This is a genomic window from Streptomyces cucumeris (assembly GCF_024295805.1).
Lineage (GTDB): Bacteria > Actinomycetota > Actinomycetes > Streptomycetales > Streptomycetaceae > Streptomyces > Streptomyces cucumeris.
Genome location: NZ_JANCLX010000006.1, coordinates 163,134 through 177,094, shown reverse-complemented (window position 1 = coordinate 177,094; position 13,961 = coordinate 163,134). Strand labels below are relative to the sequence as shown.

Here is a 13,961-nt window from a genome sequence, read left to right as displayed (position 1 = left end):
ACCAGCCATGCCACCTCCGGTGGATTCCGAGGAGGAGCCGCGCTTCGCACTGCGGGGCCGGATCGTCACGATGGACCCGCATGACACCGTGCTCGACGACGGTGTGCTCTACATCGGCCGGGGCCTCATCGACGCGGTGCTGCCCGCGGGCGCGCCCCGGCCCCCGGGCCATGAGGACACCCCGGTCGTCCGCACCGGCGGCACGGTCTACCCGGGTCTGATCGAGCTGCACAACCATCTGCCCTACGATGTGCTCCCGCTGTGGCGGATCCCGCGGCGCTACGACAACCGCTCCGACTGGGGCGGCCGGGTCAACCCGGCCTACCGCACCCTGGTCACCGGACCGATGACGGTGCTGGGCGAGGACCCCGGGCTGATGCCCGCGGTGGTGCGCTACGTCGAGGCCAAGGCCCTGGTCAACGGCACCACCACCAGTCAGGGCATCGCGCTGTTCAGCAACACCGGCTCCCGCCGGATGTACCGCGGTATCGTCCGCAACGTCGAGGCCACCGATGACCCCGCGCTGCCCGAGGCCGCCTCCCGGATCGCCGATGTCGAGGCGGCCGACGCCCGCCGGTTCCTCACCCGGCTCCAGCAGCCCCACCGGCTGCTGCTGCACCTGGCCGAGGGCACCGACGAGGAGGCGCGCGGCCACTTCCAGGCGCTGGAGTTCGAGCGGGGCCGGTGGGCGATCACCGACAACCTCGTCGGCATCCACTGCACCGGGCTCAGCGCCGAGGACTTCACGGTCTTCGCCGGGCACGGCGGCTCCATGGTCTGGTCACCCCTGTCCAACCTGCTGCTCTACGGCCGCACCGCGGACATCGCCGCTGCCCGGCGCACCGGCATGCTCATCGGGCTCGGCTCGGACTGGTCGGTCTCCGGGAGCAAGGGGCTGCTGGGCGAGCTCAAGGCGGCCCGGCTGGCCTCCGCCGCCGCGGACGGTGTGTTCGACGACCGCGACCTGGTCGCCATGGCCACCCGTGACGCGGCCGCCATCCTGCGCTGGGAGCACACCCTGGGCTCGCTGCGGCCCGGGATGCGCGCCGATCTGGTCGCCGTCGCCGGGGCGGACGGCGACCCGTACACCGCGCTGATCGACGCCCGTGACCGGGACATCGTCCTCGTCGCCATCGACGGTGTCCCGCGCTACGGCACCACCGCCCTGATGCGCAAGCTCACCCCCGACCCCGGGGAGCTGGAGCCGCTCACCGACGGGGCACCCGCCCGGCGCAGCGTCCGGCTCCGGCAGACCTCCGCCGATCCGGTGGTCGGCGGTCTCACCCTCACCGAGGCCGCCGAGCGGCTCAGCCGGGCCCTGGCCGATCTGCCCGGCCTCGCCGAACGGGCCGCGCGACGGGCCCCGCCCCCGGCGGACGAGGGCCCGCGCTGGCGGCTGGCCCTGGACGAGATCGAGCCGAACGGTACCGAGCTGCGCCCCCGGCTGGCACCGCGCGGAGCCGCCCGGCAGGCCCGGCCCGGTCCCAGCGGACCCGAGATCGCCCCGCCGGCCGCCGGTGCGGCCGCGCTCACCGCCCTGGCGCTGGACGGTCTGACCGCCGGAGGCGACCCCGGGTTCCTGGCGAGCCTGGCCGCCGAGCCCAATCTGCCCCCGGACTACGCCGCCGAACTCTCCGACCTGCTGACCTGACCGCCCCGCCCGACACCCCTGACCAGGAGTCCCCCATGGCAATCGGCCTCTCCCTCCACATCGGACTCAACCAGGTCGACCCCGCGGCCTACGACGGCTGGAGCGGTGAGCTGAACGCCTGTGAGCAGGACGCCACGGACATGGCCTCGCTCGCCGACAGCGCGGGGTTCGATGTCACCGATCCGCTGATCACCTCCGAGGCCACCTCCGAGGCGGTCGTCTTCGCGCTCGAAGCGGCCGCCGGGCGGCTGGCCGGCGGTGACATCCTCTTCCTCACCTACTCGGGCCACGGCGGCCAGGTGCCCGACCTCAACCACGACGAGACCGGCGACCGGCTGGACGAGACCTGGGTGCTCTACGACCGCCAGCTCGTGGACGACGAACTCTTCGAGCTGTTCGGCAAGTTCGCCAAGGGGGTGCGGATCTGGATGCTCTCCGACAGCTGCCACAGCGGAACCGTGGCCCGCCGGCTGCCGGAGCTCCTCAGCGCCCGAGAACTGGACCGCCGTTTCCACACCGAGGACCCCGACGAGGTCGGCCGCAGGATCAGGGCGATGCCCCAGACGGTGCAGTCCACCGTCTACCGGCGCGACCGCGAGATGTACGACCGGATCCAGAAGGCGCGGACCGCCAAGGACCTCGCCAAGATCGAGGCCAGCGTGCTGGAGATCTCCGGCTGCCAGGACAACCAGACCTCGGCGGACGGCATCGTCAACGGGCTGTTCACCGGCACCCTGCTGGAGGTCTGGCGCGGTGGCGCCTTCCCCGGCAGCTACCGGGGGCTGCACCGGGAGATCGTGAAGCGGATGCCGCCCGACCAGACCCCCCATCTGTTCCTGGCCGGGGCGCCGAACCCGGCCTTCGCCCGGCAGCGTCCGTTCACCATCTGATGGCGCGGTCGTATCCCACTGGTGTGCGCGGGTCCGCCCGGCGAGGTATGACAGAAGAAGCGCACACGAGCCGGTGAGGTGCCGGTATGACGCATGACCGTCTTGACCAGGGCGGCGAGGCGGGCATGAGCGGCCTGACCGCCGCCCCGGGAGGGGTGCTCGACCTGTTGCAGGTCGCCGCCGTGGTGCTGGACGGCGACGGCCGCATCGTGCTGTGGAGCCCCGAGGCGGAACAACTGTTCGGATACCGGGCCGCGGAGGCGCTGGGCTGCCGGGCGGACCGGCTGCTGGTCCACCCCGACGACCGCCGGTCGGCCGTGGAGCTCTTCGCACGGGTACGGGCGGGCGACACCTGGGCGGGCGTCTTCCCGGTACGGCACCAGGACGGGCGTACCCTCCAGGTCGAATTCCGCACCATGGGTCTGCGGGATGTGGACGGCGACGCCTACGCCCTCGGGCTCGCCGCCGACGAGGGGACCGTCCTCCGGCTGGAGACCGATCTGGCCGTCTCCGGATTCCTCATCACCCAGTCGCCCGTCGGCATGGCGGTCTTCGACACCCGGCTGCGGTGGGTGCGCGCCAATCCCTCGCTCCAGCAGATGAACGGGCTGACCGAGGACGAGGTACGCGGCCGCCGGATCGCCGAGGTGCTGCCGGGGCTGGACGCGGAGGCCATGGAGAGCGCGATGCGGCACGTCCTGGAGTCCGGCGAACCGCTGCTGGACCAGCAGAGCGTCGGCCGCACCCCCGCCGACCCCGACCACGACCACGCCTGGTCGGACTCCTACTACCGGCTGGAGGACCCCAGCGGCCGCATCCTGGGCGTCGCGGTGTCGGTCATCGACGTCTCCAAACGCCACCGGGCGGCCAGTGAGATCGCCGAGGCACGGGAGCGGCTGGCCGTCATCGCCGACGCCGGGGTCCGCATCGGGACCACCCTGGATCTGCGGCAGACCGCCCAGGAGCTGGCCGATGTGACCGTGCCCCGGCTCGCCGACCTCGCGGCCGTCGATGTGCTGGACGCCGTGGTGCACCGCGAGGCCATGGCCCGGGTGCGCACCGACGGCTCGGCCCGCTTCCGGGCCCTGGCGGTGGCCGCCGGCTATCCCACCGAGGCGGTGCACGCGGCCGACCCGGTCGGCGAGATCGCCCGCTACGACCCCACCCGCCTGATCACCAAATGTGTGCGCGATGCCCAGCCGATCTTCGTTCCGCACGTCACCGAGCAGGACGTCCGCCGTATCGCACGGGACGAGGCAGCCGCCGCGGTCCTCCACCGGGAAGGGGTGCACTCCTACCTCGCGGCGCCGCTGATCGCCCGGGGCAGTGTGCTGGGGACGCTCAGCCTGCACCGCACCGTCAACCCCCGGCCGTTCGACGAACAGGACCTCACCCTCGCCTGTGAACTGGCCATCCGCGCCGCGCTGTGCATCGACAACGCCCGGCTCTACGGGCGGGAACGCGACGCCGCCCTCACCCTCCAGCGCAGTCTGCTCTCCCAGCAGCCACGCGACCTGGACGGGCTGGAGATCGCCTCACGCTATCTGCCCGCGGTCAGCGCGGCGGGCGGTGACTGGTTCGATGTGCTGCCCCTCCAGGACGGCCGGGTCGGACTGGTGGTCGGGGACGTCATGGGCAAGGGCATCCACGCCGCGGCCATCATGGGCCAACTCCGCACCGCCACCCGGGCCTTCTCCCAGCTCGACCTGGAGCCCGTGGAACTGCTGCGCCATCTCGACGAGATCACCCTCAGCCTCGGCGAGTCCATCGCCACCTGTCTCTACGCGGTCTGCGATCCGCGCACCGGCCGGTGCGAACTGTCCACCGCGGGTCATCTGCCCCCGGTGCTGGTGCACCCCGGCGGGGACGCCGAGCTGATCGACATTCCCACCGGGGCACCCCTGGGCGTCGGCGGTGTCCCCTTCGCCGCGGTCGACTGCGTACTGGCCGAGGGCGCGCTGCTGGCCCTGTTCACCGACGGTCTGGTGGAGAAGCGGCACCAGTCGCTGGACGTCGGACTGCACACCCTGGTCCAGCTGTTGCGCCGGCACCACGGCTCCCTGGAGCGGATCTGCGACCAGGTGCTCGCCGCACTGCACGGCGCGCCCGACGACGATGTGGCGCTGCTGCTCGCCCGGCTGCGCGCGCCGTCGTAGCCGGGGTTCCGGTTCCCGTGGCGGTCAGCGGGCCGGGGTGCCGCGGAAGGCGGACCGGTAGGCGCGGGGGGAGACACCGAGTGCGGTGTGCAGATGCCGGCGCAGTGACGCGGCGGTGCCGAACCCCGCGTCCGCCGCGATCCGGTCCACCGGCAGATCGGTCTCCTCCAGCAGCTCCCTGGCACGCTCCAGCCGGGCCCGGGTCAGCCACTGCACCGGTGTCATCCCGACCTCCTCGCGGAACCGCCGGGTGAAGGTCCGTACGCTCATCGACTCCCGCTCGGCCATCTCCCGCAGGCTGACCGGCCGGTCCAGCCGGGTCAGCGCCCAGGCGCGGGCCGTGCCGGTGGACGAGCCGCGCCGCTCGGGGACCGGCCGCCGGATGAACTGGGCCTGTCCGCCCTCCCGGTGCGGGGCCACCACGGAGCCCCGGGCGACCTCGCCCGCCACCGCCGAACCGTGATCGCGCCGGATCATATGGAGGATCAGATCGATCCCCGAGGCGTCCCCGGCGGAGGTGAGCACCGCGCCCTCGTCGGCGTAGAGGACATCGGGGTCCAGTTCGACGGCGGGGAACAGCCTGCGGAAGTGGTCGGCGGACTGCCAGTGGGTGGTCGCCCGGCGGCCGTCGAGCAGCCCGGCGGCGGCCAGGACGAAGGCGCCGGTGCAGATCGAGGCGATCCGGGTGCCGGGGCGGATCCGTGCGAAGGCGGCGCCGAGTCCGGCGCCGAGAGACCCCTCGGTCTGCGGCGGATCCGCCTCGTTGGCGGCCGGGACGAGCACCGTGTCGGCCTCGGCCAGCGCCTCGGGCCCATGGCGGACGTTCACGCTGACGTCGGAGTCGGTACGGACCTCGCCGGGCACCAGGGCGCAGGTCACCACCTCGTACAGCAGCTCGCCCGCGGCGGACACCGCCCGGCCGAACAGCCGGTGGGCCATGCCCAGCTCGAACGGCAGCAGTCCATGCCGGACCAGCACGGCGACCCGGTGGCGGTCGGTGTGGACGAAGGACGGCGAGGCAGCCATGGCCCGATTTTTTCACGGCGGCCGGATCCGGCCGGAACGCCGGTGGTCCACCGGAGGTCCCCGGGAGTCCACCGGAGGTTCAGCCCTCGCTCCTCGCCCGGCTCGGCTGCACCCGCTTGGGCTCGCCCTTCATCTTGGGATGCTCCGGGGGATAGGGCAGATCGCCCAGTCCGTGTTCCCGTTCGTCCCGGTCGGCCAGTTCCAGCGCGCTCTCCAGCCGGAAGGCGTGCTCGTCCATATCGGCGTGCACATCGCCCAGTTCGCGGTAGCGCACCGGCATGGTCACCAGGTCGAAGTCCTGCGGCCGCGCGTCGGCCACCTCGTCCCAGCGCAGCGGCGCGGAGACCGGGGCGTCGGGGCGGGGGCGGACGGAATAGGCGCTGGCGATGGTGCGGTCCCGGGCGGTCTGGTTGTAGTCGACGAAGATCTTCGCGCCGCGCTCCTCCTTCCACCACGCGGTGGTGATCCGGTCCGGTGCCCGCCGCTCCAGCTCCCGCGCCACCGCGATCGCGGACCGGCGCACCTGGGTGAAGGTCCACCGCGGTTCGATCGGGACGAAGACATGCAGCCCGCGCCCGCCCGAGGTCTTGGGCCAGCCGCGCAGCCCCAGTCCGTCCAGCACCTCGCGGAGCTGCTCCGCCGCGCGCACCGCGTCCCGGTAGTCGGTGCCCGGCTGCGGATCGAGGTCGATCCGCAGCTCGTCGGGGTGATCGGTGTCCTCGCGCCGCACCGGCCACGGATGGAACGTCAGACAGCCGAGATTGGCCGCCCACACCACCGCCGCCACCTCGGTCGGGCAGATCTCGTCCGCATAGCGCCCGCTGGGGAAGGAGATCCGGCCGGTGGGGATCCAGTCGGGGTGGTTCTTCGGCGCCCGCTTCTGGAAGAACGACTCCCCGTCTACGCCGTCCGGGTAGCGCTCCATCGTCGTCGGCCGGTCCCGCAGCGCCCGCAGCACCCCGTCACCGACCGCCAGGTAGTACCGGGCGAGGTCCAGCTTGGTGTACCCGCGCTGGGGGAAGTACACCTTCCCGGGGTTGGACAGCCGCACCGTACGCTCGCCGACCGTGAGCTCCACCGTCTCTCCCATAGGGTCACGCTAGGCCCGGCCGGCCATGGTCACCTCCCGGCGGGCACCTCCCGGCGGGCGCGCGGCCCCTGGCCGACGCACAATCGGACACCATGGACCTTCCGGTGATGCCCCCCGTCGCGCCGATGCTGGCCAAGTCCGCGGCCGCCATCCCCGCCGGTATGCGCTACGAGGCCAAGTGGGACGGTTTCCGGGCCATCGTCTTCCGCGACGGCGACGAGCTGGAGATCGGCAGCCGCACCGGCAAACCGCTGACCCGCTACTTCCCCGAACTGGCCGAGGCCCTGCTCGCCCAGCTTCCGCCGCGCTGCGTACTGGACGGTGAGATCGTCATCGTGCGCGGCGGACGCCTGGACTTCGACGCCCTGCTGGAGCGCATCCACCCCGCCGACTCCCGGGTCCGGATGCTGGCCGGGGCCACCCCCGCGAGCTTCGTCGCCTTCGACCTCCTCGCCCTCGGCGACGCCTCCCTGATGGACGCCCCGCTGAGGGAGCGCCGGGACGCCCTGACCGAGGCACTGCGCCAAGCCACCGATCCGGTCTTCACCGCGCCCTGGACGGACGACCAGCAGGTGGCCCGGGAGTGGTTCGAGCGGTACGAGGGCGCGGGGCTGGACGGAGTCGTCGCCAAACCCTTCGACCTCGGCTACCGGCCGGGTGAACGCGTCATGGTCAAGGTCAAACACGAGCGCACCGCCGACTGTGTCGTCGCCGGACTGCGCCACCACAAGTCCGGCCCGGTCGTGGGCTCGCTGCTGCTGGGACTGCACGACGCCACCGGCCGTCTCCAGCACGTCGGGGTGTGCGCCGCCTTCCCCATGCGCCGCCGCCAGGAGCTGATGACCGAACTGGAGCCGCTGGTCATGCCCACCGTCGAGGGCCACCCCTGGGCGGACTGGGCCCGGGAGGAGGCGCACGCCCGGTCCCGGATGCCCGGCGCGCCCAGCCGCTGGACCGGGGTCAAGGATCTGTCCTGGGTGCCGCTGCGCCCCGAGCGGGTCTGCGAGGTGGCCTATGACCATATGCAGGGCGACCGCTTCCGGCACACCGCGCGGTTCCGCCGCTGGCGCCCCGACCGCGACCCCGACGGTTGCACCTACGCCCAGCTGGAGGAACCGGTCTCCTACGACCTGGCGCAGGTGCTGGGCACCGGCGCTTAAGGGCAGTCAGCGGCGGGCGCCGCGGGCCGGACGGCGGCTCATCCGCGCGAACCAGTCGCGCGCCGCCTCGGCCGCCTGCTCCAGGGTGCCGGGTTCCTCGAACAGATGGGTCGCACCGGGCACCACATGGACCTCGTGCGGGGCGGCGAGCATGGCGGCGGCCTGTTCGTTCAGCGCCAGCACCTCATGGTCGTCACCGCCCACCACCAGCAGGACCGGCGCGCCCACCCGGTTCAGCACCCCGCCCGCGAGATCCGGCCGCCCGCCGCGCGAGACCACGGCCCGCACCCGGTCCGGCCGCTCCGCCGCGGCCGTCAGCGCCGCCGCGGCGCCGGTGCTGGCGCCGAACAGGCCGACCGGCAGCCCGGTGGTGGCCGGATGTCCGGCGAGCCAGTCCACCGCGCCCACCAGCCGCCGCCCCAGCAGCGGAATGTCGAAGCGGTGCTCGGCGGTGATCGCGTCCACTCGCTCCTCGGCCTCGGTGAGCAGGTCGAACAGCAGGGTGGCGAGGTCCGCCCGCTGGAGCACCTCGGCCACCGCGCGATTGCGCGGACTGTGCCGGGAGCTGCCGCTGCCGTGCGCGAAGGCCACCACGCCGACGGGGTGTTCGGGTACCACGAGATCTCCCACCAGCATGGCGTCGTCCACGGCGATTCGGGCGGTCTCGGAGCGCATCGGCACCTCCTGCCGGGGGTCAGGTGTCAGGCGTCAGGCGCAGGCCATGAGTCCCTGGCGCAGCTCGCTGTAGAGGCGGGAGAGCCTGCGGGATATGTGCATCTGTGAGAAGCCGAGGATCTCGCCGATCTGGCTCTGTGAGAGTCCGGCGAAGAAGCGCAGGTACAGCACATAGCGGTCCTGTTCCGAGAGATGCGAGATCAGTACCCGCAGCGCCTCCCGGTTGACGACGCGTTCGATCGCCGCGTCGTCCGCGCCCACCGTCTCGGCGAGCAGCCGCTCCTCGGCGCCCTGGACCGCGGCGTTGAGCGAGAGCGGGGTGCACGAGGCGCTGGCCTCCAGCCCGGCCTTCACATCCTCCTGCGGCATCCCAGTGCGCAGACAGATCTCGGTGACGGTGGGGGTGCGGCCGCCGAGCTCCTGTTCCAGCGCGTCCCGGGCGGAGCGGGTACGTGAGCGCACCTCCTGGATGTTGCGCGGGATGTGCAGCGTCCACAGGTAGTCGCGGAAGTGCCGTTTGAGCTCACCGGTGATGACCGGGATGGCATAGGAGGGGAACGCGTGCCCGAGGTCCGGGTCATAGCGGTCGACCGCCTTCACCAGGGCCAGCGAGGCGACCTGGGTGAGGTCCTCCATGTTCTCGCCCTTGTTCCGGAAGCGCAGCGCCAGCCGTTTCGCGACCGGCAGCCAGGCGCAGATGATGGCCTCGCGCAGGGCGTCGCGCTCGGGCCCGGAGGGCAGTCGGGACAGACGCTGGAAGGCACCGCCGGTGTCGGGAGTGTCGTCATGGCGCCGTCGGCGAGTCGCGGTTGCTGACATGGTCACTCGCCTCCGTGGTCCGATGTCACGGCGGTTTCCCCCCACCGTCGCATGATCCTTAACCACTCGCAATTCGGCCATATTGGTATGCGTTTATGCGCTTTTCAGGGGGAATGCGGACTGGTCCGGGGTTCGGGGATCCGGCACCGGGTACACAGCCGGGATGGACGCCACCCTTCGCCTCGCCCAGCAGCCCGCGGCCGACGCCCTGCTCGGGCGCAGCCCGCTGGCCCTGATGACCGGGATGCTGCTCGATCAGCAGGTCCCCATGGAGTGGGCGTTCTCCGGTCCGCACACGATCGCCCAGCGCATGGGTTCCGACGATCTGGACGCCCGGGAGATCGCCGCCCAGGACCCCGAGCGGTTCGTGGAGCTGCTGTCGCAGAAGCCCGCGGTGCACCGCTACCCCGGGTCCATGGCCAAGCGGATCCAGCAGCTGTGCCAGTACCTCGTCGAGCATTACGACGGGGACGCCGAGGCGGTCTGGCGCGATGTGGACAGCGGTGCCGAACTGCTGCGGCGGCTGCAGGAGCTCCCCGGGTACGGCAAGCAGAAGGCCCAGATCTTCGTGGCGCTCCTCGGCAAGCGGCTGGGGGTGCGCCCCGAGGGCTGGCGGGAGGCCGCCGGTGCCTACGGCGAGGAGGACGCACACCGTTCGGTCGCCGACATCACCGGCCCCGATTCGCTGGACAAGGTCCGCGCCCACAAGCAGGAGCTCAAGCGGCAGGCGAAGCGCGCCGCCGGGAAGTGAGTCCCCGGCGGCGGTTCAGCCGGTGTGCAGCGCACCGCGCAGGGTGTCCACGGCCAGGTCCAGGGCGGCGCGCGCGGCCCGGGTGTCGCGGAGCGCGTCGAGCATCAGGAAGTCATGGATGATGCCCTGCATCCGCGCGGCGGCGACCGGCACTCCGGCGGTGCGCAGCTTCGCCGCGTACGCCTCGCCCTCGTCCCGCAGCACATCCGCCTCGCCGGTGATCACCAGGGCCGGGGGCAGTCCGGCGAGCTGGGCGGGGTCGGCGCGCAGCGGGGAGGCGGTGATCTCGGCGCGCTGGGCCGGATCGGTCGTGTACTGGTCCCAGAACCAGCGCATCCCCTCACGGGTGAGGTAGTAGCCCTCGGCGAACTGGTCGTAGGAGCCGGTGTCGAAGGCGGCGTCGGTGACGGGGTAGAACAGCACCTGGTGGATCAGGGAGAGATCGCCGCGCTCCTTGGCCATCAGGGTGAGCGCGGCGGACATGTTGCCGCCCACCGAGTCACCGACCACCGCGATCCGCGCCGGGTCGAGTCCCGCGCCCTCGCCGTGGGCCACGATCCACTGCCCGACGGCGTAGTTCTGCTCCAGCGCCACCGGGTAGTGGACCTCGGGCGAGAGGTCGTACTCGGGGAAGACCACCGCGGCGCCGACCCGGACGGCCAGCTCCCGGACCAGCCGGTCATGGGTGTGCGCGTTGCCGAACACCCAGCCCGCGCCATGGATGTAGAGGATCACCGGCAGGGTGCCGCCCACCCCCGGCGGACGCAGGATCCGGGCCTTGACACCGCCCTCCGGGATCCCCGTGACGCTGATCCACTCCTCGTCCACCTCGGGTTTGTCCACCTGCCCTGACTGGGCCTCGTCCACCGCCCTGCGGCCCTCGGCGGGCGACATCTGGTACAGGAACGGCGGCTTGGCGCTGGCCTCGGCCAATTCGGCGGCGGCGGGCTCCAGTACCGGGCGGGCCGGGGCGGTGTCACGGGACATCTGCTTCTCCATCGCCTCTCCTCGACATGCGGGGGCAGCGCCGCCGTCCGCCCGGCCACCGCCACCGTCACACCGCGACGCGGCGCTCCCCGGCGGTGATGGGCAGGTCGTTGATGCTGGCGTAGCGCTTGCGCATCAGGCCGTTTCCGTCGAACTCCCAGTTCTCGTTGCCGTAGGCGCGGAACCACCGGCCCTCGGTGTCGTGGTACTCGTACTCGAAGCGGACGGCTATCCGGTCGCCGGTCCAGGCCCACAGTTCCTTGCGCAGCCGGTAGCCGAGTTCGCGCTCCCACTTGGCGGTCAGGAATTCGACGATCTCACCCCGGCCGCGCAGGAACACATCGCGGTTACGCCACTCGGAGTCCTCGGTGTACGCGAGGGCGACCCGGGCGGGGTCCTTGGTGTTCCAGGCGTCCTCGGCGAGCCGCACCTTCAGGCGGGCGGTCTCCTCGGTGAAGGGCGGCAGCGGGGGCTTCTGGCCGGTCATGGCGGTGTCTCCTCGGGACGGGCACGGCGAACGGCCGCGCCAAGGCGAGAGAACCATCGTTCTCCCCTGGAGTCACCACGGTAGGAGAACGGTCGTTCTCGCGCAAGCGGATGCCCGTGGACGCACCGCGCCCCACCGTGCGGCGAGGGCACGGCGGGGCGCGGTGGACGGTCCGGGGGCTACGGGTTCTCGGTGAGCGGTCCCGGGGCCGGTGAGGGATCGGGGACCGGGTCGGGGCCCGGCGGGTTGGGCACCGGGTCCGGGGACGGCCCCGGCGGCGGTCCCGGAGTGGGGCTCGGTGGCGGGCTGGGCGGGGGAGTGGGTACCGGGTCCGGCGAAGGTCCCGGCGGTGGGCCGGGTACCGGCCCCGGTGCGGGACCCGGCTCCGGGCCGCCCGGGCCGGGTGACGGGGTGGACGATGCCGGCCCGGGGTCACGCGGTGCCGGGTGCGGGGGAATCGGGTCGTTCTGCCGTGCCACGGTGTCCTCCCGGGGTCGTCGGCGGTGGCCACGTCATCTGCGGGGCGAGTGCCCCGTCCCCCGCCGTCCACGCATGACCCCACGCCGTTCGCGGCGGAAATTCACCCGTACGACGGACCTGGCCGATTCCGGTCGTTGGCTCGGATCGCCCCGTTGACCACTCCCATCTCGTCATGGCCCTGACACAGAACCTCTGCAGATTGTTCACCATCGGACGATCACGTGTCTGACACGCTTTCGGGGATCGAACAACGGTCGCAAAGAGGGGAAAGGAGACCACCCGTGCACGTCACCCCCCACCGATGGAAAGCACTGGCCCTGCTGGCCGGCGTCACCACCATCGCCGTCACGGTACAGACCCCGGCAACCGCCGAGGTCACGGCCACTTCCACGCCGTACGACGACACCTACTACAAGGACGCCATCGGCAAGACCGGTGACCCCTTGAAGAACGCGCTGCACACGATCATCAGCACCGACGTCACCAAGCTGTCGTACGACGAGGTCTGGGACGCCCTCAAGAAGACCGACGAGGACCCGGACAACTCCGCGAATGTGATCCTGCTCTACACCGGGACTTCACAGAGCAAGGACGCAGGCGGCTCCGGACCCGACCAGTGGAACCGTGAGCACGTCTGGGCCAAGTCGCACGGCGACTTCGGCACCGCGACCGGTCCCGGGACCGATGTCCACCACCTGCGTCCGGCCAATGTCACGGTCAACAGCATCCGGGGGAACAAGGACTTCGACGCCGGCGGTTCCGAGGTCGAGGGAGCCCCCGGCAACCGCACCGACGACGACTCCTTCGAGCCGCGGGACGAGGTCAAGGGCGATGTGGCCCGGATGGTCCTCTACATGTCCGTGCGCTACCAGGGCGACGACGACTTCCCCGACCTGGAGGTCAACGACAAGACGGACAACGGCTCCCAGCCCAACCTCGGGCGGCTGTCGGTGCTGAAGAAGTGGAACGACGAGGACCCGCCGGACGCCTTCGAGAAGCACCGCAACGACGTCATCTTCGACACCGTCCAGCACAACCGCAACCCGTTCATCGACCACCCGGAGTGGGTCGGCGAGATCTGGAAGTAGGCCCCGCCGCTCACGCCTCGTCCGCGCCGACGGCCCCGCCGTCGGCGCGCAGCGGCACCGGGTCCGTGCTCCGGGCCGCCGCCAGCAGTTCGGCAGCGGACCCGGGGCGGGCCTGGAGCGAGGGCAGCAGCAGTGTCCACAGATCGGTCAGATGGTCCTCGACCAGCCGTCGGCCGTCCAGCGCCTCCGAGACGGTGTGCAGACCGAAGAAGGCGCACACCACGGTCCTGGCCGCGGCCTGCGGCTCGACATGGGCGGCCAGCTCGCCCTCGGTGTGGGCGTGCTCCAGCATCTTCCCCACCGCGTCGATCCAGCCCACGAAGGGCGGCGGAAGCGGTGCCTCGATCAGCGTGCGCTCCGTCCACAGCCGGGCCCCCGCCCGCACCACGATGTCATCGCGGAAGGCACGGGCCACCGCGAAGCTGAGCCGGACGAGTTGCTCCAGCCCGGAGGCGGCGATGGCGGTGTGCTGCTCGATCAGCGGCGGCCAGGTCGCGAAATGCTCCTCCACCACCGCCAGCGCGAGCCTTTCCTTGCTCGTGTAGTGGAAATACATGGCGCCGCTGGTGTGCCCGGACCGGTGGGTGATGTCGCTGATGCTCGTCCCGGCGTATCCCCGTTCGTCGAAAAGGGATGCGGCCGCCTCCAGAAGGGATCGGCGCGTCTGTTCGGCCCGCTCTTGCACGTGTTCGCCGTCCTTC

General features: G+C 71.9%; 13 protein-coding genes. 6 read left to right on the top strand and 7 right to left on the bottom strand.

The window, feature by feature from the left end; genetic code table 11:
* Window positions 1-7: 7 nt before the first annotated feature.
* The 3 genes from NMK44_RS11485 to NMK44_RS11475 all read left to right on the top strand — a co-directional run bounded on the left by NMK44_RS11485 (window position 8) and on the right by NMK44_RS11475 (window position 4,697).
* Window positions 8-1,651, top strand: coding sequence for an amidohydrolase family protein (locus NMK44_RS11485; RefSeq protein WP_254741237.1), 1,644 nt, complete (start codon window positions 8-10; stop codon window positions 1,649-1,651).
* Between the two features lie 35 nt (window positions 1,652-1,686).
* A complete protein-coding gene (locus tag NMK44_RS11480) occupies window positions 1,687-2,541 on the top strand; it encodes a caspase family protein (RefSeq protein WP_254741234.1) in 855 nt (284 codons plus the stop codon).
* 86 nt (window positions 2,542-2,627) lie between these two features.
* Window positions 2,628-4,697 (top strand): SpoIIE family protein phosphatase, encoded by a 2,070-nt coding sequence (locus NMK44_RS11475; protein ID WP_254741231.1) that lies wholly within the window; start codon window positions 2,628-2,630, stop codon window positions 4,695-4,697.
* A 24-nt stretch (window positions 4,698-4,721) separates the two neighbouring features.
* Here NMK44_RS11475 and NMK44_RS11470 read toward each other — a convergent pair whose 3' ends face one another.
* Both NMK44_RS11470 and ligD read right to left on the bottom strand, forming a co-directional pair.
* Window positions 4,722-5,723, bottom strand: coding sequence for a GlxA family transcriptional regulator (locus NMK44_RS11470; RefSeq protein WP_254741228.1), 1,002 nt, complete (start codon window positions 5,721-5,723; stop codon window positions 4,722-4,724).
* Window positions 5,724-5,802: 79 nt separating this feature from the next.
* Window positions 5,803-6,813, bottom strand: a complete 1,011-nt coding sequence (gene ligD / locus NMK44_RS11465) for a non-homologous end-joining DNA ligase (protein WP_254741225.1) — start codon at window positions 6,811-6,813, stop codon at window positions 5,803-5,805.
* Between the two features lie 92 nt (window positions 6,814-6,905).
* On the opposite strand from ligD, the gene NMK44_RS11460 reads away from it, so the two are divergent.
* The gene (locus tag NMK44_RS11460; protein WP_254741222.1) at window positions 6,906-7,973 is read left to right on the top strand and encodes an ATP-dependent DNA ligase; all 1,068 of its coding nucleotides are present in this window, start codon (window positions 6,906-6,908) and stop codon (window positions 7,971-7,973) included.
* Window positions 7,974-7,979: 6 nt separating this feature from the next.
* Here the strand turns inward: NMK44_RS11460 and NMK44_RS11455 are convergent, their stop codons facing one another.
* Complete coding sequence (locus NMK44_RS11455; RefSeq protein WP_254741219.1) at window positions 7,980-8,648, bottom strand: dienelactone hydrolase family protein; 669 nt, start codon at window positions 8,646-8,648, stop codon at window positions 7,980-7,982.
* Window positions 8,649-8,681: 33 nt separating this feature from the next.
* The gene (locus NMK44_RS11450; RefSeq protein WP_254741218.1) at window positions 8,682-9,467 is read right to left on the bottom strand and encodes a SigB/SigF/SigG family RNA polymerase sigma factor; all 786 of its coding nucleotides are present in this window, start codon (window positions 9,465-9,467) and stop codon (window positions 8,682-8,684) included.
* 163 nt (window positions 9,468-9,630) lie between these two features.
* Between NMK44_RS11450 and NMK44_RS11445 the strand changes: the two genes are divergently transcribed.
* On the top strand, window positions 9,631-10,218 hold the full coding sequence (locus tag NMK44_RS11445) for an HhH-GPD-type base excision DNA repair protein (protein WP_254741216.1): 588 nt from the start codon (window positions 9,631-9,633) through the stop codon (window positions 10,216-10,218).
* Window positions 10,219-10,233: 15 nt separating this feature from the next.
* On the opposite strand, the gene NMK44_RS11440 is transcribed toward NMK44_RS11445, so the two are convergent.
* A complete protein-coding gene (locus tag NMK44_RS11440) occupies window positions 10,234-11,217 on the bottom strand; it encodes an alpha/beta hydrolase (protein WP_254741214.1) in 984 nt (327 codons plus the stop codon).
* A 55-nt stretch (window positions 11,218-11,272) separates the two neighbouring features.
* Complete coding sequence (locus NMK44_RS11435; protein ID WP_254741212.1) at window positions 11,273-11,692, bottom strand: nuclear transport factor 2 family protein; 420 nt, start codon at window positions 11,690-11,692, stop codon at window positions 11,273-11,275.
* 791 nt (window positions 11,693-12,483) lie between these two features.
* Between NMK44_RS11435 and NMK44_RS11430 the strand changes: the two genes are divergently transcribed.
* On the top strand, window positions 12,484-13,260 hold the full coding sequence (locus NMK44_RS11430; RefSeq protein ID WP_374215262.1) for an endonuclease I family protein: 777 nt from the start codon (window positions 12,484-12,486) through the stop codon (window positions 13,258-13,260).
* A gap of 10 nt (window positions 13,261-13,270) precedes the next feature.
* Here NMK44_RS11430 and NMK44_RS11425 read toward each other — a convergent pair whose 3' ends face one another.
* Entirely contained in the window at window positions 13,271-13,945 is a 675-nt protein-coding gene (locus tag NMK44_RS11425) for a ScbR family autoregulator-binding transcription factor (RefSeq protein ID WP_254741210.1), read from the bottom strand.
* Window positions 13,946-13,961 lie beyond the last annotated feature (16 nt).

What these genes read in the sequence shown, in the direction of transcription:
- NMK44_RS11485 (WP_254741237.1), top strand. Translation starts at nt 8, where the DNA reads ATGCCACCTCCGGTGGATTCCGAGGAGGAGCCGCGCTTCGCACTGCGG.
- NMK44_RS11480 (WP_254741234.1), top strand. Translation starts at nt 1,687, where the DNA reads ATGGCAATCGGCCTCTCCCTCCACATCGGACTCAACCAGGTCGACCCC.
- NMK44_RS11475 (WP_254741231.1), top strand. Translation starts at nt 2,628, where the DNA reads ATGACGCATGACCGTCTTGACCAGGGCGGCGAGGCGGGCATGAGCGGC.
- NMK44_RS11470 (WP_254741228.1), bottom strand. Translation starts at nt 5,723, where the DNA reads ATGGCTGCCTCGCCGTCCTTCGTCCACACCGACCGCCACCGGGTCGCC.
- ligD (WP_254741225.1), bottom strand. Translation starts at nt 6,813, where the DNA reads ATGGGAGAGACGGTGGAGCTCACGGTCGGCGAGCGTACGGTGCGGCTG.
- NMK44_RS11460 (WP_254741222.1), top strand. Translation starts at nt 6,906, where the DNA reads ATGGACCTTCCGGTGATGCCCCCCGTCGCGCCGATGCTGGCCAAGTCC.
- NMK44_RS11455 (WP_254741219.1), bottom strand. Translation starts at nt 8,648, where the DNA reads ATGCGCTCCGAGACCGCCCGAATCGCCGTGGACGACGCCATGCTGGTG.
- NMK44_RS11450 (WP_254741218.1), bottom strand. Translation starts at nt 9,467, where the DNA reads ATGTCAGCAACCGCGACTCGCCGACGGCGCCATGACGACACTCCCGAC.
- NMK44_RS11445 (WP_254741216.1), top strand. Translation starts at nt 9,631, where the DNA reads ATGGACGCCACCCTTCGCCTCGCCCAGCAGCCCGCGGCCGACGCCCTG.
- NMK44_RS11440 (WP_254741214.1), bottom strand. Translation starts at nt 11,217, where the DNA reads ATGGAGAAGCAGATGTCCCGTGACACCGCCCCGGCCCGCCCGGTACTG.
- NMK44_RS11435 (WP_254741212.1), bottom strand. Translation starts at nt 11,692, where the DNA reads ATGACCGGCCAGAAGCCCCCGCTGCCGCCCTTCACCGAGGAGACCGCC.